This is a genomic window from Streptococcus parasanguinis (assembly GCF_964238605.1).
GTDB lineage: Bacteria > Bacillota > Bacilli > Lactobacillales > Streptococcaceae > Streptococcus > Streptococcus parasanguinis_AJ.
In genome coordinates this window covers 23,938-43,924 of sequence record NZ_CAXSMM010000006.1, presented here as the reverse complement: position 1 = coordinate 43,924, position 19,987 = coordinate 23,938, and the positions used below count along the sequence as shown (strand labels likewise).

Here is a 19,987-nt window from a genome sequence, read left to right as displayed (position 1 = left end):
TTGCTAAAATTGATTGACAGTGCTAAATAGATTAGGGTATCCTATCCTTGATTGGAGATTTCTAATACAAGAAAATGAAAGCGATTACAGATCGTGGAGGAAGGAGCCAATGGAAATCGCTCAAGAAAAAGAAAAAAACCATACAAGGAGGTCAAGATGAAAGGTCATCTATTTGAAAAGAAAGAACGATTTAGTATACGAAAATTCAGTGTGGGAGTTTGCTCCGCATTGATTGGGTTAGCATTTTTGGGAACAGGCGCTGTCTCTGCAGATGAGACGGTTTCTACTAGTGAACAACCCTTGGAAACCTCTTCAGTAGCGACTGAAGATGTTAATCATCTAGTGAGAGAAGCTGGCGTCTATACTGCAGATGCGGCCTTACCTGCTGCAGAAACGGAAAAACCAGCCGCAGAAGCGGTCACTCCGGAGGCTAGTCCTACAAGTACAGAAGCTAGCTCGACAACTACAGATCATCCAGCCGTTTCAGAGACTGAAAAACCGAAAGCTGCTGCAGAAAAAGTGGCTGATTTACCAACCAATGAAGAAAAACAATTAAGACCCAAAGAAGTTAAGTTCGATACCTGGGATGATCTCTTGAAGTGGGAACCAGGAAAACGAGTGGATGACGATATGAACAGAGCAAGCGTCCCACTTGCGAGTCGTTTCCAAGGAAAACAAATTAATGAACAAGCCAACCCTGAAGCGAAGATCCAAGCACTGTCAAATATGAACTCCAAAGCAAAGGATCATGCGTCTGTCGGCGGGGAAGAGTTTAAAGCCTATGCTTTTGATTACTGGCAATATTTGGATTCCATGGTCTTTTGGGAAGGGCTGGTTCCATCAGCAGATGTGATTGATGCTGCCCACCGAAATGGGGTTCCTATTTATGGAACACTCTTTTATAACTGGTCTAGCAGCATCAAGGATCAAGAACATTTTGCAGAAACCTTGAAAGAAGATAGTGAAGGCTCTAAAACTTTCCCGATCGCTCGTAAATTAGTCGAACTTGCTAAGTACTATGGCTTTGATGGTTACTTTATCAACCAAGAAACGACTGGAAATCTTGTAGAACCATTGGGTCCAAAATTGAGAGATTTCCTTCTTTATACCAAGGAATATGCGAAAAGTCTGAACTATCCGATTAAGTATTCCTGGTATGATGCTATGACCTATGAATATGGCCGTTACCATGAGAATGCGTTGGGAGAATACAACTACAATTTCATGCAGCCTGAAAATGGGGAAAATCCAGTGGATACCTTCTTTGCCAACTTTAACTGGGGTAAATCAGAAGTTGATTATTCCATCAGTACAGCTAAATGGATTCATCGGAATCCTTATGATGTTCTAGCTGGACTCGAACTCCAAAAAGGAGGCTCTTATAAGACTAATGTAGACTGGAATGCCATTTTAGATGAACATGGCAAGTTGCGTCTATCTCTTGGTCTTTATGCGCCAGATACCATTACAGGTCTAGGAAAGACTGGTGAAGGTTACCATACCCATGAAGATCTATTCTGGACAGGTTTCCAAGGAGATCCGACTAAAGGAAAACCAGCAGACCAATCTTGGTACGGGATGTCCAATCTAGTAGTGGACAAAACTCCTATTACAAGTGAAAATTTCAATACTTCCTTCAATACTGGACACGGAAAACACTGGTTTGTGGATGGCAAGATTTCTAAAGAAGGGGAGTGGAACTACCGTTCTGTTTCTGGCTACCTTCCAACCTGGCGTTGGTGGGTAGAGCATAGTGAGGATAGTGCGCCATTGAAAGGTCGTTATGATTTTGATCAAGCTTACAATGGAGGAAATTCTCTAGCTTTTGAAGGAGATTTAAAAGCCAATAGCAGTCAAAATGTCATGCTCTATTCGACCAAGATTCCTGTGACAGAAACGACAAAATTGAGCGTCAGTCATAAAGGTGGGATCGGAGCAGCTGCCTGGGTAGCTGTTGCCACCAAAGAAGACTACTCTGAATACGAATGGAAAGAATTGACACCGAGTGCGGATTGGTCTACTCAAACCTTTGATTTGGGAAGTTTGGCTGGCAAGACCATTTATGCTGTGAAGATGTTCTTTGACCATGATACGGATGTCAAAGACTACAAATTTAATCTCGGCCAATTGTCGATTACGTCGAACCAAGAGAAACCAGCTACTCCAGCAGAAGTATCCGTTCGGGCAAAACGCCTACAAAATGCGCAAGAAGCAGAAGCAGTCCTCAATTTTAAAGGGGTAGCAGATGCGGATTATTATGAAGTCTATGAAAAAGATGGTGACAACTGGCGTCTCTTAACAGGGTCTTCTGCGACAACCGTCTATCTACCAAAAGTTAGCCGTTCAGCAAGTGCTGAAGGAAAGACGCAGGAACTCAAGGTTGTGGCAGTTGGAAAGAATGGTCAACGTTCAGATGCGGGAACCGTGGCCTTTGATTGGGGCATGACCGTGTCAGATACCAGTCTACCAAAAGCCCTAGCGCCAAACGTAGTCATCGGAGCCAAAGTGATCGGTTCGAGCTTCCCAGATGCGGATGGTAGTGAAGGCATTGAAGGCATGTTAAATGGGACCATTACCAGTCTTTCAGATAAATGGTCTTCTGCTCAATTGAGTGGAACCGTCGATATCCGCTTGACACAACCACGGACCATTGTTCGTTGGGTCATGGACCATGCCGGTGCTGGTGGAGAATCTGTCGATGATGGCAAAATGAATACCCGTGACTTCGACCTTTACTACAAGGACGAAGCGGGTGAATGGAAGCTCGCTAAGGAAGTTCGTGGCAATAAAGCCCATGTATCTGACATTACACTGGATCATCCGATCAAGGCTCAAGACTGGCGTCTCCATGTCATTACAGCAGATAACGGCACCCCATGGCAAGCCATCCGGATTTACAACTGGAAGATGTATGAAAGTCTGGATACGGAAACGGTCAACATCCCGATGAAACATGCTGCAGCGCAAAACTTAGGTAATCATTTTGTCCAAGTCGGTTTCAAAGATGTTCCGGCCAATACTACTCTGACTCTTTATGCCGATAAAGAAGCCACTAGTCCAATTGCGACCATGACAGCCGATCAAGCTGGAAATCTCATATTTAAACCGCTCGCTTTTGAATCAACCCCGTCTCTTCTTTACTATCGCGCACAAGTTCCTGGTAAAGATATCAGTAATGTTTTGGCGATCGAAGTTCCAAAGAATGATAAAGAAATTGCGGGACTCCAATTTGAAGATGGATTGACCAAGAAGGTCTACCGGGAAGGCGATGCCCTTTCCTTGAAAAGGGCGACTCTCCGCGTTCATTATAAAGATGGCCAAGCAGATCAACTGGTCAACCTCACCAACTCAGGTGTAGAGATTCATGGATTTGATAGTAGCAAGCTGGGAGAACAACACCTAGAAGTCTCTTACCTTGGTCAGAAATTAGATAAGACTCTCACTGTTTTTGTGGTCAGTGCAGAGGAAGCAGGCGAAAAAGCGGTTGCTGGTCTAGAATTGACCGACAAACCAAAAGTGGAATATATTGTCGGAGAAGCATTGGAGAAAGAAGGCGGACGCTTTACAGTCGTCTTTGAAGATGAAACGACCGAAACGCACGCCTTGACCGATGAAGGGGTTGAAGTAACTGGATTTGATGCGACCAAGGAAGGCCGTCAAACCATCACTATCCATTACAAAGGAGCTAGCACAAGCTTTGATGTCCTCGTCAATCCAAAACCAGCTCTCAACGATGAATACCTCAAGCAAAAATTGGCTGAAGCTGAAGCTGCAAAAGCCAAAGTAGACTTTACATTTGCCAGTCCTGAAGTCAAAGAAGCCTTGTTGGCTGGAATGGCTGCTTCTGAAAAAGTCTTGAAAGAATATGATACCAGCACACAAGATCAAGTCAATGAGCAGTTGAACCAATTGACCGCTCTCTTGAAAGCCTTGGATGGACAAGCTAATCTAGTCAAAGAGAGAGAAGCTCTTTCTACTCTGACAGAGGAAGCGACCGCTCTATTAGCAAGTAAGCCAAATCACCCTTCTGGTGACGCTTTGCAGGCACTGGTTGAGAAAAATAAAGAACTCCTAGACTCTTCAGAGCTCACTCCTGAAGCGCTCGCAACCGCAAAAACAGGTCTAGAAACCTTGATTGCGCTCCTGAAAGAAGATAAGCCAGCGGTCTTTGTAGACCCTGCGACTGGAGTCGAAGTTCAATTCTCCAACTTAGAGCCAACCGTTGTCAAAGGACTGAAAGTCGCAAAAGTTGAAGCCAATCAGGCAGAAAAAGAAGAGCTGAAGGGTCGAGAAGGAATCGTCTTTGATATTGAAGGCGTGGATGCCAGCGGTCAAGATATTGATACCCACCATCCATCCCTTGTGAAAATCCCTGTGGATAAGGATAAAGAAGTGGAGCAAGTTCTCTTCTTCCCAGAAGGTCAAGCTCCTCAATCCTTGGCCTTTGAGAGAGTTGGAGATGTAGTCATCTTTACAGCTCCTCACTTTACTCACTATGCGATTGTCTATAAGCCAGCACAAACGGAAGGACCAGATCAACCGATCCAACCAGAGGAACCGGCTAAACCTGATCAGCCTGTTCAACCAGCTGCCCCAGTAACTCCGGATCCAGCTAATCCATTGAAGCCTACAGAGTCTTCTCAAGTGGATCAGTTGGCCCCAACGACTTCTACTCAAGCGGGTCATCAGGAGGAAGAACACAAGGATATGGTCGATCAAGAGATCCATCAGTTGTTAAGTGCCCACCAAGGAGCGAACTCACAGCCAACAGTTCAGCAAGGAACAAAAGATGCCAGCAAAGAAAGTCAATCGGAACACTTGCCAAATACGGCAAGCCTAGAAGCTTCCTTTGCAGCTGAAGCTGTTCTCCTAGCAGCCTTAGGCGGCTTCCTCTTGGCTGGTAAGAAGAAAGAAGAGTAAGTCTTTTACAGGATTCTTTCGTTCACTTAAAAAGTCACTCTCAAAAAACCTCTCTGGTGAAAACCAGAGAGGTTTGATCTTGTATTTAGAAGTGTCGTTCGGATCCTGTGAATTAGAGGGGAAAAGCATTGGATTTTTCTACCTCTTTTACAGCTTTTGTGATATAATTATCATGTATTAAAAAAAGAAGGAGTCATATCTAATGGCAAAATTGACTGTTAAAGACGTTGACTTGAAAGGGAAAAAAGTTCTCGTTCGTGTTGACTTCAACGTTCCTGTAAAAGATGGCGTGATCACTAACGATAACCGTATCACTGCAGCTCTTCCAACTATCAAGTACATCCTTGAACAAGGTGGACGTGCAATCCTCTTCTCTCACCTTGGACGTGTAAAAGAAGAAGCAGATAAAGAAGGTAAATCACTTGCTCCTGTAGCTGCTGACTTGGCTGCTAAATTGGGTCAAGAAGTGAAATTTATCCCAGGTGTTACACGTGGTGCTGAATTGGAAGCAGCTGTTAACGCTCTTGAAGATGGACAAGTTCTCTTGGTTGAAAACACTCGTTTCGAAGATGTTGACGGCAAGAAAGAATCTAAAAATGATCCTGAACTTGGTAAATACTGGGCATCACTTGGAGATGGTATCTTTGTAAACGATGCCTTCGGTACAGCTCACCGTGCACACGCATCTAACGTTGGTATCTCTGCAAACGTTGATAAAGCCGTTGCTGGATTCCTTCTTGAAAACGAAATTGCTTACATCAAAGAAGCAGTTGAAGCTCCAGAACGTCCATTCGTAGCTATCCTTGGTGGATCAAAAGTATCTGACAAGATCGGTGTTATCGAAAACTTGCTTGAAAAAGCTGATAAAGTCCTTATCGGTGGTGGGATGACTTACACATTCTACAAAGCTCAAGGTATCGAAATCGGTAACTCACTTGTAGAAGAAGACAAATTGGATGTGGCGAAAGCTCTTCTTGAAAAATCAAACGGCAAATTGATCTTGCCAGTTGACTCAAAAGAAGCAAACGCATTTGCTGACTACACTGAAGTGAAAGACACTGAAGGTGAAGCAGTAGATCCAGGATTCCTTGGTCTTGATATCGGTCCTAAATCAATCGCTAAATTCGACCAAGAATTGACTGGTGCGAAAACAGTTGTATGGAATGGTCCTATGGGTGTATTTGAAAACCCTGACTTCCAAGCTGGTACAATCGGTGTGATGGACGCTATCGTGAAACAACCAGGCGTTAAATCAATCATCGGTGGTGGTGACTCAGCTGCTGCAGCGATCAACCTTGGACGTGCAGACAAGTTCTCATGGATCTCTACTGGTGGTGGTGCTTCTATGGAACTCCTTGAAGGTAAAGAACTTCCAGGATTGGCTGCTCTTACAGATAAATAATCTAATGAGAATTAAGAGGCTGGGACAAAAGTCCCAGCCTCTTAATTGTCTTTGCATTGTCGAGCAAGACGCAGTGGTCGAGTGGGCTCTACTACGCTGATTTCATCAGCTTTTATAGCCCTACTCAACTGTGCGGAGGTGGGACGACGAAATCGAATTCTAACGAATGACCGATTTCTGTCCCACTCTCTTTTCTTTCTATTTTTACCTGTTCTCTCCTTTCTGAAAATATGGTAGAATAATAGAGATAGAAAGATAGGTGACCATGGATTACTTTAAACGACACAAATTTGATTGGTCCAAATTCCGTTTGGGGATGAGAACCTTTAAAACAGGGATTGCCGTTTTTATTGTACTACTTATTTTTGGAATATTTGGCTGGCGCGGCCTTCAGATCGGGACCTTGACAGCTGTTTTTAGTTTGAGGGAAGACTTTGATAAGAGTGTCCACTTCGGGGCTTCGCGTGTCATGGGCAATAGTATCGGAGGTTTTTATGCTGTTTTGTTCTTCCTTTTAAAAACGCTCTTTCATGGGGCGTATTGGGTGACTCTGATTTTTGTCCCAATTGCGACTATGTTAACCATTATGACAAATGTCGCTATGAATAATAAAGCAGGAATTATCGGAGGAGTTTCGGCAATGCTGATCATTACTCTCTCGATTCCTAACGGAGAAACCTTCTTGTATGTTTTTGCCCGAATATTTGAGACCTTTATCGGCGTTTTTGTTGCGATTTTGGTCAATTCGGATGTCGACCGCATTCGGGATTTTCTTAAGAAGCACAAAAAACCTATGTAAGATTATATAACATTTAATCTTGACATAGTTTTTTTTTTCGATATAATAGAATAGAAAGAGGAATGGTATGAAGGAAAAGGAATTACGACGCTCACTGGCTGTCTTCCCGATCGGAAGTGTTATGAAGTTGACCGACTTGACAGCTCGTCAGATTCGTTATTATGAAGATCAAGGGTTAATTTCTCCTGATCGAACAGAAGGCAATCGCCGCATGTATTCATTGGACAATATGGACCGTCTGCTTGAGATCAAAGATTATATTTCAGATGGTTTGAATATTGCGGATATCAAGAAGAGATATGCGGAAAAAGAGCAAGAGCAAACCAAGGTGGTCAGCCAAGAAGCCATTCGTAAGGCTCTTCATCGTGACATTCTTCAGCAAAGTCGCTTCACATCTTCCCCATCGCCATATGGTCAATTTCGTTGATCATTTCATAAGCTTGTAATCTATTTTAAGGAGACAAAAATGTCAATTACTGCTGCAGATATTCGCCGTGAAGTAAAAGAAAAAAATGTTACTTTTATTCGCTTGATGTTCTCTGATATTTTGGGAACCATGAAGAACGTCGAAATTCCAGCTACCGATGAGCAACTGGACAAGGTTCTTTCAAACAAAGCCATGTTTGATGGTTCTTCTATCGAAGGATTTGTCCGTATCAACGAGTCAGATATGTATCTTTACCCAGATTTGGATACATGGACAGTCTTCCCTTGGGGAGATGAAAATGGTAGCGTAGCTGGCTTGATCTGTGATGTCTATACGACTGAAGGGAAACCATTTGCAGGAGACCCACGTGGCAACTTGAAACGGGCACTTCGTCATATGGAAGAGCTTGGCTTCAAATCTTTTAACCTTGGTCCAGAACCAGAATTCTTCCTCTTCAAGTTGGACGAAAATGGAGATCCAACTCTTGAAGTAAACGACAAAGGTGGCTATTTTGACTTGGCTCCAACAGATCTTGCGGATAACACTCGTCGTGAAATCGTAAATGTCTTGACCAAGATGGGCTTTGAAGTAGAAGCTAGTCACCACGAAGTAGCCGTTGGTCAGCATGAAATCGACTTTAAGTATGACGAAGTGCTTCGCGCTTGTGACAAGATCCAAATCTTTAAACTCGTTGTGAAGACCATCGCCCGTAAACACGGCTTGTATGCAACCTTTATGGCCAAACCAAAATTTGGAATTGCCGGATCAGGTATGCACTGTAATATGTCTCTCTTTGACCAAGATGGCAACAATGCTTTCTTTGATCCAGAAGATCCACGTGGCATGCAATTGTCAGAAACAGCTTATCACTTCTTGGGTGGCTTGATCAAGCATGCATATAACTTTACAGCGGTGACCAACCCAACCGTCAACTCTTATAAACGTTTGGTTCCTGGATATGAAGCACCTGTTTATATCGCTTGGGCAGGTCGCAACCGTTCCCCATTGGTACGTGTGCCAGCATCACGTGGTATGGGAACTCGTTTGGAATTACGCTCCGTAGACCCAATGGCCAATCCTTATGTAGCCTTGGCAGTCTTGCTTGAAGTCGGCCTTCACGGTATTGAAAATAAAATCGAAGCACCTGCTCCGATCGAAGAAAATATCTATGTGATGACACCAGAAGAACGTAGAGCAGCTGGAATCACAGATCTCCCTTCTACCCTTCACAATGCCTTGAAAGCCTTGACAGAAGACGAAGTGGTAAAAGCTGCCTTGGGTGAGCACATCTACACCAGCTTCCTTGAAGCCAAACGAATCGAATGGGCAAGCTATGCGACTTTCGTATCTCAATGGGAAGTAGACAACTATTTAGATCTTTATTAAGAAACAAGAGTAAAGAGAGTGGGACAGAAATCGGTAATTCGTTAGAATTCGATTTCGTCGTCCCACCTCCGCACAGTTGAGTAGGGCTGTAAAAGCTGATGAAATCAGCGTAGTAGAGCCCACTCAACCACTGCGTCTTGCTCGACAATCCAAAAACAATTGAGAGGCTAGGACTTTTGTCCCAGCCTCTTTTTGATCCTCAAAAAGATACCATAAAACCAGTTGAAACAGTGGTCTCAACTGGTTGTTTTTTAATTTTCGTCATCTGGTGTGAGAATCATTGGAATAATGATGGGTTCACGTTCCGTGCTTTCGTATAGGAATGGACGAAGAGCATTGACAATCGCACCATTGACGGTTTGGATATTGGCATCTTTGTTCTTCAAGGCGATGCGAATTGCATTGAAGAGGATGCGTTGGCTTTCACGGATCAGATCTCCTGATTCACGCATGTAGATAAAACCACGGCTCAAGATGTCTGGTCCAGCCAGGATCATCTTCGATTTGAAGTCAACAGTCGCAACAGCAAGTACGACACCATCTTCGGAAAGGTCTCTCCGGTCACGAAGAACGGCAGCTCCGATTTCACCGATACGATTTCCATCGACATAGATATCTTGAGCATTGAAGCTTCCTGCGATCCGAGCAGAGTTGGCTGTAAGAGCGAGGACATCACCATTACTCATGATGAAGATATTGTCTTTTTCCACTCCACAATCACGCGCAAGTCCTGCGTGGATCTTCTGCATCCGGTATTCACCATGGACAGGCATGAAGTATTTTGGTTTGATCAAGCGGAGCATAAGTTTTTGTTCTTGTTGCCCCCCGTGTCCAGAAGTATGGATGTTGTTGATCTTCCCGTGAATGACCTCTACACCCGCTTCAGAAATCGTATTGATCAATTTATTCACACTGGTTGTATTTCCAGGAATCGGACTAGAAGAGAAGATCACGGTATCTCCTGGTTGGAGTTGCACTTGGCGGTGCGTTCCGTTGGCAATCCGAGAGAGGGCTGCCATTGGCTCTCCTTGGCTTCCTGTACACATGATCAGGATTTCATTGGCCGCATAGTCTTTGATCTCATTTGGCTCGATAATGGTTCCAGCAGGGACCTTGATATAGCCAAGCTCGATTCCGTTGACGATGGCTTTTTCCATCGAGCGTCCAAAGACGACGATCTTACGACCTGTCTTAACTGCTGCCTCAGCAGCTTGTTGAAGACGGAAGATATTCGAAGCAAAGGAAGCAAAAATGATGCGCCCGTGGATGCCTTCGATGATCTTCATAATGGATTGGCCAACCACTTTTTCAGAGTTGGTAAAGGTTGGGACTTCTGCGTTGGTTGAGTCTGAGAGCAGGCAGAGAACGCCTTCTTCCCCAAGGGCCGCCATACGATGGAGGTCAGCCGGTTCTCCAACAGGTGTGAAGTCGAATTTGAAGTCTCCGGTACAGACAATCTTTCCTTGAGGGGTGTGAATCACAATCCCCAAAGGTTCTGGAATCGAGTGAGTCGTACGGAAGAAGGTTGCTTTAAGATTTTTAAATTGAAGCTCAGTGTTTTGGTTGATTTCGTAGAGTTTGGCATCACGAAGAAGGCCGTGCTCTTCTAATTTTCCACGGATCAAGGCAAGCGCCAAAGGTCCAGCGTAGATAGGGACATTGGCTTGCTTCAAAAGGAAGGGAATCCCACCGATGTGGTCTTCGTGTCCGTGGGTAATGAGAACCGCTTTGACGCGATCGATATTGTCAACGATATAAGAGTAATCCGGGATTACATAGTCGATCCCAAGGAGGTCATCTTCTGGAAATTTGATCCCGGCATCGACAATGATGATTTCATCTTGGTATTCGATCCCGTAGGTATTTTTTCCGATTTCTCCAAGGCCACCAATGGCAAATACACCAACTTCTTCAGGTTTTAAGGTATAAGCCATGGATTAGTACTCCGTTAGTTCAAAAGCACCTGACTCTTTCTCGTAAGCAAGGTGTTGCTCAGAAAGTGGTGTGATAAATTCAATGTTGAAATCTGTGTTTGCTTCAACCAATTGACGTGCTTGGATACGTCCTTCGCGTTCATTTGGTGCATCAATATCGAGATAAAGTGCATGCGTGGTTTCACGACGAGGGTTCCGGTCTTTTGTTTCCTGATAAAAAACTTTGTAAATCATGAAGTAATTTTCCTTTCATTATTTCGGTCTATTTGTTAGCTGCGAAGGAGTGCAATCACTAGAGTTTCCTACTCGCAACTAGTGGACCTGATTCGATACAATTAATTATTATTATATCATAAATTCGCCTGTAAGTAAAAGATAGACTGGAAAAGTCAGAAAGGCAAAGACCTATAATAGAGAAGCTTTTAAGCGGTTTTGGATAGGAAAATCCTGCGTTCTAGAGGAGAGTTTCGCTGGGATTTGAAGGGAATTTGTAGTATAATATAATCCAGTTCAAGAGGAGTAGGAAATGAAATTATTAGCATTTGATACCTCGAGTAAGGCTCTTTCTGTAGCGATTTTAGAAGATGAGACTCTACTTGCAGAAACAACATTAACCATTAAAAAAAATCATAGTATTACCTTGATGCCGGTCATCGATTTTTTGATGCAACAAATCGACTTGACACCCAAGGACTTGGACCGGATCGTGGTGGCAGAAGGTCCTGGGAGTTACACTGGACTGCGCATTGCGGTCGCAACCGCAAAGACCTTGGCTCATACCTTAGGAATTGAATTGGTCGGGGTTTCGAGCCTCTTAGCCCTAGTGCCAGATGATCTAGAAGGTTTGGTAGTGCCTGTCATGGATGCCCGTCGGAACAACGTTTATGCAGGTTTTTACCAAGATGATCAGCTGGTCGCACCAGAAGGGTATTTTCCATTTGAGGAAGTCCTAGAGCATGCAGCGACGAGTGAGCAGGTCACCTTTGTCGGAGAAGTCACGGCCTTTAAGGAGCAGATCGCCTCTAGCCTGCCAAGGGCTACTTACTATGAAACCTTGCCAGATGCAGTGAAAATCGGACGTCTCGGTCTCAAACAAGCGACTGCTAGCCTCCATGATTTTGTCCCTCATTATCTCAAACGGGTCGAAGCAGAGGAAAATTGGCTCAAAGACCACACGGAAACAACGACCTCTTACATCAAGCGTCTATGATGAAAGGAACAATCAAGAAAGGGAGCAGCCAGGATGCGGCTGCCATTCTCGCTGTCATGGAAGATGTCTATGAAGCGAGTCCCTGGAAGTTGGAGCAGATTGAAGCCGATTTAGAGCAGGAATCGACCTCCTATTTCCTAGCTGTGGATGAAGGACAAGTCCTTGGATTTGTCGCCATTCAAGAGACTCTCTATGAAGCAGAGGTCCTACAGATTGCGGTCAAGCGCGCCTTTCAAGGCCAAGGCCTAGCTCAGCAGTTACTCGCGCAGTTGCCGGACCATAAAGAAATTTTCTTAGAAGTGCGCGTGTCCAATCAACCGGCCCAAGGCCTATACAAAAAAATGCATTTTGAAGAAATTGCACGGAGGAAAAACTACTATCACGATCCCATAGAGGATGCTGTGATCATGAAGAGGAACCCAAATGAAAGATAGATATATTTTGGCTTTTGAGACATCTTGTGATGAGACCAGTGTGGCTGTCTTGAAAAATGACGACCAACTCTTGTCCAATGTCATTGCCAGTCAAATCGAAAGTCACAAGCGTTTTGGTGGGGTGGTGCCTGAGGTAGCCTCTCGTCACCATGTGGAAGTCATCACCGCTTGTATTGAAGAAGCCCTGGAAGAAGCCGGTATCACAGAAGCAGATGTCACAGCTGTGGCTGTCACCTACGGTCCAGGCCTAGTTGGAGCTCTTTTAGTCGGCCTAGCTGCAGCCAAGGCCTTTGCCTGGGCGCATGGACTTCCTTTGATTCCTGTCAATCATATGGCAGGGCATTTGATGGCCGCTCAAAGCGTCGAGCCCTTAGAGTTTCCGCTTTTGGCCTTGCTGGTGAGTGGAGGACATACAGAACTAGTCTACGTCAGTGAAGCGGGTGATTATAAGATCGTCGGAGAGACCCGTGATGATGCTGTCGGAGAGGCTTATGACAAGGTTGGGCGCGTGATGGGCTTGACCTATCCAGCAGGACGTGAGATTGATCAGCTGGCCCACCAAGGGGCTGATATCTATGATTTCCCTCGGGCCATGATCAAGGAAGACAATCTGGAATTCTCCTTTTCAGGACTCAAATCTGCCTTTATCAATCTGCACCATAATGCCGAGCAAAAAGGAGAAAGTCTCTCCAATGCAGACTTGTCTGCAAGTTTTCAGGCAGCCGTACTAGACATTCTCATGGCCAAGACCAAGAAGGCCTTAGAAAAATATCCGGTCAAAACCCTGGTCGTTGCTGGTGGGGTCGCAGCTAACCAAGGTCTTCGCGAACGCTTGGCTTCTGAGATCACAGATGTTAAGGTCATCATTCCGCCTCTGCGCCTCTGCGGGGATAATGCAGGGATGATCGCCTATGCCAGTGTCAGTGAGTGGAACAAAGAAAACTTCGCAGGCTGGGACCTCAATGCCAAACCAAGCCTAGCCTTTGAAGGAATTGAATAAGAAAAAGGAGCCAATTGGATGTGCGATTCCAATGGCTTTTTTGCTGGGATCTCACCAACTAGTAGCGGATTTGCGAGGTGAAAGAAAATTCGGTATGATAGAAGGAAAAAAAGAATGGTGAGGGAGAGAATAGATATGAAGAAAGAGAAGAGCTCTAAATATAGAATTGGTACGATTCTTGTCATTGTTGTCTGTTTGCTACTGGTTGCAGGATGCGAATCACAAAAGAAAATTGAAAAAAGTGATAAGAGTAAAGAGTCCTACGAATTTTCGGTCTATAATGCGAAATCCGACATTAAAGACTTTCAATTTATCCATAATAAAAATGGGCTTCTGGTCGAATGGAAGTTTGATGAAAAAGAACGGAAGAAATCTTTACAGTCTCCCGATTCATCAGATTGGGTTGAGGTGAACTCTAATTATTTGGTTAGGAAAAGAAACAGAGTAAGAGATATTATTCCATCGAAAAAAATGAAGTCAGATGAATACGCCCATTTAGAAATCTATGATTTAACAGGGAGTAAGGCGAAACGAAAGGAAGTCGATCTTTGGAAGATGATGGTGGAGTATGTAAAAAATGATGATTTTGAGCTCTATAGTCCTTTCCCGACTCTTCGAAAAATGAATGGGAAGGACTACGCTATCATTGAAATTAGGAAGCAAACTCAGCCACGTTATTTTTTGCTTAATCTTAAAACCCTTAAAATTGATAAAGAAATAACAGAAGAAGACGTGAATGAGAAAAATAGAGTGTATCTCTCAATTTCTACCCGTAAAGGCTACACTGCTGGAGTTCATCCCTTTTATAATGGTTTTTGGAAGGATGAATCTTACAAAGGTAATATCAATTTAAAAGCATCCTATCCGACTGCATTTAAACTCTTTTCAAAACCAGAAGGTTTTGCTTATAAAGTGATCAATTCTGAGAATGGTGCCATTACGAATGGAAAAGAACTGATAGATCTTGAATCAGAATTTCTTACATTAGGTTCCTCTGTGTACGATTATGCCTATCTGCCTAAAGAACTGAGTATAGAAAATAAGGATACGAAAATCTCTCAGTTCGACGAGATTCAACAGTATTATAACGGTAAATCTTTTTCATATTGATACTGAGAGAATTTTTAGAAAACATACAAGGAGAGTGAAAAAGAGGTTGTTATGCAAACAATGATTAATTTAGGAATATGGGAGAACAAGAATTACCATTTTGATTGGGAGGAAAAAATCATACTAGAAGAGACATCTTCTCCTAACTACTGGTCTTATGTACTGCTCCCTATTACATTATTTATTATTAACAAAATTTCGGATGGATTAGTGGAGGCTGGAATATTTGACAATCAGTTGGTACGACTTGGAACGATTCCAATTTTAGGTGTTATCTCCTACTTCCTAGCTGCGTGGATCATTCGATATTACCATGCAAGCCTGAAATTACAGACATCTAAGTTGGATGAGGATCAGTGCAAGAAGTTAATCAAGGCATTAAAGAGACGGAAGGTGTACTTTACATTTCTTGTCAATCTTTTTAGGTTCCTAACTGTAGCCGCTATTCTTTTGTTTGTCATCGGAAATGAAACCATTGCAGCACTCTTTTTGCTCATTAGTTTTTCAGTGATTTTTATGTTTAAATTTGATTACCAATTATCTAAATGGCCTGATATGATAGAGATCATATCTCAAGAAGTGGAAAATGGTGAGTAAGAAAGATTTGATAGCTTTTAATATTCTTAAAAATAGGAGGTAGAAAAATGCCAGTATATATTATATTTCTTTTTGCAATAGGGGGCGGGTCTATCTTTTTCCTAACTGTTTTTTTTCATCTACTCCTGCATTTCTAAGAGTTTTGCAAGAAGGAAAAATCTAGCAACAGAACGGCTTGATGGTATTGTTGTTGGGTATGCATATGCACAACAGGTAAATCCACCAATTGTCGAATACATTGTTGATGGAATGGCATATAAGAGACAACTGGAATATCGTTGGACCGTGGTGAAATCGGCCCCTTGGATGAGTCGGAAGGCTGTAGCTGATACACCGGATCTTTTAAGTGAAAATTTAGTGATTTCTAGAAACTCAATGGTCTCCTATACAAACGTTTTAGAAGAAGCCTTTCCCAAAGGATCTACTATGACCGTCTGGTATAATCCTCAAAATCCAAAAGAGTCTTATGTTGAACGTTTTTGTAATAAAGATAAACTGTATAAAAGGTTGGCTCTTTTCTTTCTTATTCTCTACATCATTTTTATGATCGTTTTTGTAACCCTTACAATTTTATCTATAATATACGATTGGAAGGCTAATTAAGATTTTAAAATATAAGGGCAGTAGAAATGGATTGAGTCTCTCATTGGTCCTTTTTCAACCTTTTTTCTTGTGTTATAATAGAGGTCAATGATTTAGAAAGGAGTGAGAGAGTGGAAAAAGATTTTTGGCAGGGGGTGAGGGACGCGCTACCGACGGCTTTGGGCTATATCAGTATTGGCCTGGCTTGTGGTGTGGTGGCGTCTCCCTATCTTTCTCCTTTGGAGATGGCCTTGATGAGTATCTTGGTCTATGCTGGGGCGGCTCAGTTTGCGATGATCTCTCTGATTGCGGCCCATTCTTCGATCTTGAATATGGCCTTGACGGTTTGTTTGATCAATCTCCGTAATATGTTGATGAGTCTGCATACGTCGTCTGACTTTAAGGATGCTAGTCTCGCTCATACCATTGGGATTGGAAGCCTCCTGACTGATGAGAGTTATGGGGTCTACTTGAGCGAGAAGTTAAAGACGGATACCATAACAGTTCCTTGGATGCATGGGAACAATCTAGTAGGCTATGTGGCCTGGATCAGTGCGACGGTTATCGGAACAGCTCTAGGATCTCTCCTACCTGATCCAAAGGCTTTTGGACTTGATTTCGCTTTAGTGGCTATGTTTATTGGGATTTTTGCAGCCCAGTTTCAAGGAATGCAACTGACAGAAAAGACCAAGACCATGCTCATGGTGCTGTTAGCAGTAGCAGTGAGTTTCTTTCTCTTACTCTTTTTTGTTTCGCAACCGCTAGCTGTGCTAGCTGCGACTTTGATCGGCTGTTTTGTGGGGGTGGTCTGCGATGCGCGTGAATAGTTATATCTTCATGGCCATTCTGGCCTCAGCCCTCGTTACCTGGATTCCTCGGATCCTGCCCTTCCTCTTAGTCAAATACAAGGGACTGCCGGCTCCTGTGACCCGCTTTCTCAAATACCTGCCCATTTCCATCATCTTTGCCTTGGTTTTATCAAGCTTAGTAGATGGGAAAATTGGAAGCCTTCCGCAGTTTCACTGGTTGGACCTAGTAGTGACCATTCCCAGTCTCTTTGTAGCCTTTCGTTACAAAAATCTTATGGGAACCGTTTTGTTTGGAATTGTCTTGATCGCCCTATTGCGATTGGTGTTTTAAATGTAAAAATATGTTACAAAAAAATTACAATTGTTACAAAAAAACTTGATTATTGTAACAATTGGAGTATAATGGGAGTCAGAAAGATAAAGAGGTGATCGTATGAAAAAATCAATCTTCCGTTGGAGTGCCGCTGTTCTGGTGGCTGCTTCACTTGGTCTAGCTCTCGGTGGTTGTGGTGCAAAGGATAAAAAAACAGCTTCCTCATCCGAAAAAGCATCTACCAGCAAGGTAGAGAAAAAAGCCAAAAGTAATAGCAAAAAGAGTGCGGCATCTTCCTCTCAGGCAAACGATACAGCTAGCTCTTCGACTCAAGCAAGTAGCGCGACAGCTTCAAAAGACTCTGGTAAGACAGAGAATGCGTCTACTACGACGCAAGCTCCTGTCCCTGCAGAATTGGTGGGAACTTGGGTAGGATCTAGTCCACAAGCGGATGCGATTAAAATGACAGTGGATGCCAATGGAGATGTGACAACAGTGGTTAGCTTCAAAAATGATAGCGAACCGACTCGGACAGCGACCTATACGGCTAGAGCTGTCAAAGCAACTGGAAATATCTACTATTGGGATGCTGAAGGTCTTGATGGAGCGGATGCCTTACTTCCTGGGATCACAGGGCTAGGTGTAGCCAACTTCCGACTGGAGCCAGGTTTTGTCTTGGAAGAAGGCCATTATACCCCAATTGTTTTCACAGCGCCTGTCAATACAGAATTTGACTACACCAAATACAATGATTTCCGTTTTTCATTAACCAAAGAACAATAAAAAGACGAACTCGATGGAAAATCGAGTTCGTTTCAGATTGAAGACAAAGTCATCTTAAAAACTTTCCTTAAGTGAGTACGGACGTCAGCGAACTTCGTAGAAGTTCCATGACTAATTATTGAGCCTAAGGTCTCAATAATTCCGAGTGCCTGAAACAAAAAGTTTCAGGCACTTTTCTCACAGCGGAAAGTTTCGGCATTTTCTTGATTCATTCTAAGACGAGCTCGAACAAATCGAGTTCGTTTTTTAGTAATGAGGGCTTCCTGCTACCCAACCGGTACAGAGGGCGGATGTGATATTAAAACCGCCTGTATGGGCATTGATATCGAGGACTTCTCCTGCAAAGTGGAGCCCAGGAACTAGCTTACTTTCTAGGGTTTTAGGATTGATTTCTTTGAGGCTGACGCCGCCCTTGGTGACAAAGGACTTAGCTAGAGACATCTTCCCAGTAACAGGAATAGGCATCTCTTTGATGTTTTGAATGAGCTCTTCTGTCTGAGGAGGAGTGAGTTGCTTGGCTTTTTCAGGGAATCCTTGCGCCAAGAAATCAGCTAATCGTTCAGGAAGAAGGGCTTTGAGGCTATTTTTAATCGCCTTTTCTCGATGCTCTTTTAGAAAGTCTTTTAACTCTTGAGAAGAGGTAGTCGGAAGGAGGTCCAGAGATAAGATTTCGCCGCCTTTAACAAAGCTGGACATCCGAAGGGCTGCAGGGCCAGAAAGTCCAAAATGGGTAAAGAGAAGGTCGTGTGTGATGATGTGTTTGCCGTAGCTGAGGGTCACATCTGTCAGAGAGATGCCTTGGAGGGCCTTGTGTGGAAAATCTGTCAAAAGAGGACTTTCTGCCGCTTCGAGATCGGTGATGGTGTGTTTAAAGTGGCGGGCAATTTCGTGTCCATAGCCGGTAGAGCCGGTAGAAGGGTAAGATTTTCCTCCAGTCGTAACGATCAGCTTATCGGCTGTCCAAGTGTTTTCAGATGATTTGACGATGAAGATGTCTTCTGGCTTGGTGACAGAGACCACTTCACAGTTGGTGGCAATACTAGCACCTAGCTCAAGGATCTTATTTTCTAAAGCTTGAATAATGGTGCGAGATTGATCACTAACAGGAAAGACCCGACCATGGTCTTCGACTTTTAGCTTTACCCCATTATCGGTGAAAAATTGGATGATATCATGATTATCAAATTGGGAAAACACACTGTAAAGGAAACGGCCATTTCCAGGGATACCGGCCATCAAATCGTCTAAGGTCCCGTTGTTCGTGACATTACAGCGGCCTCCTCCGGTACCAGCAAGTTTCTTACCCAGCCTTTTATTTTTTTCGATCAGTAGTGTAGGTTGGCCATAAGAGGCGCTGGCAATGGTCGCCATCATACCTGCTGGGCCACCGCCGATGACAATGGTGTGAAAATGAGTCATGTCGTTCTTCCTTCTTTTGTTTCTTTCATGATTTGCTTTGTCCATTATATCATTTTATGGACGGCTTCGGAAAATGAAGGAATCAAAAAAACAAGCATCTTTCGATGCTTGCTTTTGAATGATTCTTCGATCAACTTATTACATGATTCCAAGGAAGTAACGGATGAAGAAGAAGGCAAGGACAGCACCAACAAATGGAGCAGTACCTGGTACAAGAAGACCATATTGCCAGTCGTTGTTTACTTTATCTTTGATTGGCAAGATTTGGTAAGCGAAACGAGGTCCAAGGTCACGCGCTTGGTTCATCGCGAAACCTGTAGTACCACCAAGACCCATACCGATAGCCCAAACGATCAAACCAACAGTGAATGGAAGCATTGCTTCGTTGGCGTGTTCAGCAGCCATGATAGATGTCAAGAAGATAAATGTTGCGAACGCTTCGACGAAGTAGTTACGTGGAAGGTTACGGCAGTTAGGGTTAGTTGAGAAGATGTTACGGATAGCAACACCATCAATTTGACCTTCAGAAATCTTGAAGTGATCAGCATACATAAAGTAAGCAATCAAAGCTCCAAGGAAGGCACCGATCATTTCAGCGATTGCAATTGGGAAGAATTGAGCGATTGTCAATTTACCAAGAAGGACTTTCAACAAAGCCATAGCAGGGTTCATTGAAACGCCGCCAAAGACGAACAAGCAGACAGTGATACCGAATGCCCATGTAGTGATCGCGAATAAGTGTCCAGTTCCAGCATATTTTGTTTTCTTCAAAACGTCGTCACAGTGTACGCCAACCCCGAAGATAATCATCAAAGCTGTACTCATAACTTCTGCAAGTAATTGATGTGTCATGTTAATTAAT

General features: G+C 43.5%; 18 protein-coding genes. 14 read left to right on the top strand and 4 right to left on the bottom strand.

What is annotated here, in order from left to right:
- The first annotated feature begins 156 nt into the window (after positions 1–156).
- The 5 genes from ACESR9_RS06060 (at position 157) to glnA (ending at position 8,934) form a co-directional block, all read left to right on the top strand.
- Positions 157–4,920: an endo-beta-N-acetylglucosaminidase gene (locus tag ACESR9_RS06060; RefSeq protein WP_373106029.1), complete on the top strand. Its 4,764-nt coding sequence runs from the start codon at positions 157–159 to the stop codon at positions 4,918–4,920.
- 202 nt (positions 4,921–5,122) lie between these two features.
- The gene (locus tag ACESR9_RS06055; RefSeq protein ID WP_003008876.1) at positions 5,123–6,322 is read left to right on the top strand and encodes a phosphoglycerate kinase; all 1,200 of its coding nucleotides are present in this window, start codon (positions 5,123–5,125) and stop codon (positions 6,320–6,322) included.
- A gap of 265 nt (positions 6,323–6,587) precedes the next feature.
- Positions 6,588–7,121: an FUSC family protein gene (locus ACESR9_RS06050; protein ID WP_003008874.1), complete on the top strand. Its 534-nt coding sequence runs from the start codon at positions 6,588–6,590 to the stop codon at positions 7,119–7,121.
- A 67-nt stretch (positions 7,122–7,188) separates the two neighbouring features.
- A complete protein-coding gene (locus ACESR9_RS06045; RefSeq protein ID WP_014713966.1) occupies positions 7,189–7,548 on the top strand; it encodes a MerR family transcriptional regulator in 360 nt (119 codons plus the stop codon).
- A gap of 39 nt (positions 7,549–7,587) precedes the next feature.
- Entirely contained in the window at positions 7,588–8,934 is a 1,347-nt protein-coding gene (gene glnA, locus ACESR9_RS06040; protein WP_003012492.1) for a type I glutamate--ammonia ligase, read from the top strand.
- Between the two features lie 251 nt (positions 8,935–9,185).
- On the opposite strand, the gene rnjA is transcribed toward glnA, so the two are convergent.
- The gene (gene rnjA, locus ACESR9_RS06035; protein WP_070586717.1) at positions 9,186–10,868 is read right to left on the bottom strand and encodes a ribonuclease J1; all 1,683 of its coding nucleotides are present in this window, start codon (positions 10,866–10,868) and stop codon (positions 9,186–9,188) included.
- A gap of 3 nt (positions 10,869–10,871) precedes the next feature.
- The gene (locus ACESR9_RS06030) at positions 10,872–11,102 is read right to left on the bottom strand and encodes a DNA-directed RNA polymerase subunit epsilon (RefSeq protein WP_003008866.1); all 231 of its coding nucleotides are present in this window, start codon (positions 11,100–11,102) and stop codon (positions 10,872–10,874) included.
- A gap of 292 nt (positions 11,103–11,394) precedes the next feature.
- Between ACESR9_RS06030 and tsaB the strand changes: the two genes are divergently transcribed.
- The 9 genes from tsaB (at position 11,395) to ACESR9_RS05985 (ending at position 17,706) form a co-directional block, all read left to right on the top strand.
- On the top strand, positions 11,395–12,078 hold the full coding sequence (tsaB, locus tag ACESR9_RS06025) for a tRNA (adenosine(37)-N6)-threonylcarbamoyltransferase complex dimerization subunit type 1 TsaB (protein ID WP_024054741.1): 684 nt from the start codon (positions 11,395–11,397) through the stop codon (positions 12,076–12,078).
- On the top strand, positions 12,075–12,512 hold the full coding sequence (gene rimI, locus ACESR9_RS06020; RefSeq protein WP_024054742.1) for a ribosomal protein S18-alanine N-acetyltransferase: 438 nt from the start codon (positions 12,075–12,077) through the stop codon (positions 12,510–12,512). The genes tsaB and rimI overlap by 4 nt, the downstream gene beginning before the upstream one ends.
- On the top strand, positions 12,502–13,512 hold the full coding sequence (tsaD, locus tag ACESR9_RS06015; protein WP_024054743.1) for a tRNA (adenosine(37)-N6)-threonylcarbamoyltransferase complex transferase subunit TsaD: 1,011 nt from the start codon (positions 12,502–12,504) through the stop codon (positions 13,510–13,512). Before rimI ends, tsaD begins: the two co-directional genes overlap by 11 nt.
- A 135-nt stretch (positions 13,513–13,647) precedes the next feature.
- Entirely contained in the window at positions 13,648–14,622 is a 975-nt protein-coding gene (locus ACESR9_RS06010) for a hypothetical protein (RefSeq protein WP_042759808.1), read from the top strand.
- Positions 14,623–14,673: 51 nt separating this feature from the next.
- Entirely contained in the window at positions 14,674–15,219 is a 546-nt protein-coding gene (locus ACESR9_RS06005; RefSeq protein WP_373106025.1) for a hypothetical protein, read from the top strand.
- A 249-nt stretch (positions 15,220–15,468) separates the two neighbouring features.
- Positions 15,469–15,822, top strand: coding sequence for a DUF3592 domain-containing protein (locus tag ACESR9_RS06000; RefSeq protein WP_373106023.1), 354 nt, complete (start codon positions 15,469–15,471; stop codon positions 15,820–15,822).
- 110 nt (positions 15,823–15,932) lie between these two features.
- The gene (locus tag ACESR9_RS05995; protein WP_049474651.1) at positions 15,933–16,628 is read left to right on the top strand and encodes an AzlC family ABC transporter permease; all 696 of its coding nucleotides are present in this window, start codon (positions 15,933–15,935) and stop codon (positions 16,626–16,628) included.
- Complete coding sequence (locus tag ACESR9_RS05990; protein WP_023919193.1) at positions 16,615–16,941, top strand: AzlD domain-containing protein; 327 nt, start codon at positions 16,615–16,617, stop codon at positions 16,939–16,941. The genes ACESR9_RS05995 and ACESR9_RS05990 overlap by 14 nt, the downstream gene beginning before the upstream one ends.
- 102 nt (positions 16,942–17,043) lie before the next feature.
- A complete protein-coding gene (locus ACESR9_RS05985; RefSeq protein WP_342983339.1) occupies positions 17,044–17,706 on the top strand; it encodes a hypothetical protein in 663 nt (220 codons plus the stop codon).
- Between the two features lie 246 nt (positions 17,707–17,952).
- On the opposite strand, the gene aao is transcribed toward ACESR9_RS05985, so the two are convergent.
- Both aao and larD read right to left on the bottom strand, forming a co-directional pair.
- Positions 17,953–19,125, bottom strand: a complete 1,173-nt coding sequence (aao, locus tag ACESR9_RS05980) for an aminoacetone oxidase (protein ID WP_373106021.1) — start codon at positions 19,123–19,125, stop codon at positions 17,953–17,955.
- Between the two features lie 138 nt (positions 19,126–19,263).
- The gene (larD, locus tag ACESR9_RS05975; RefSeq protein ID WP_024056458.1) at positions 19,264–19,977 is read right to left on the bottom strand and encodes a D/L-lactic acid transporter LarD; all 714 of its coding nucleotides are present in this window, start codon (positions 19,975–19,977) and stop codon (positions 19,264–19,266) included.
- Between the last annotated feature and the right edge of the window lie 10 nt (positions 19,978–19,987).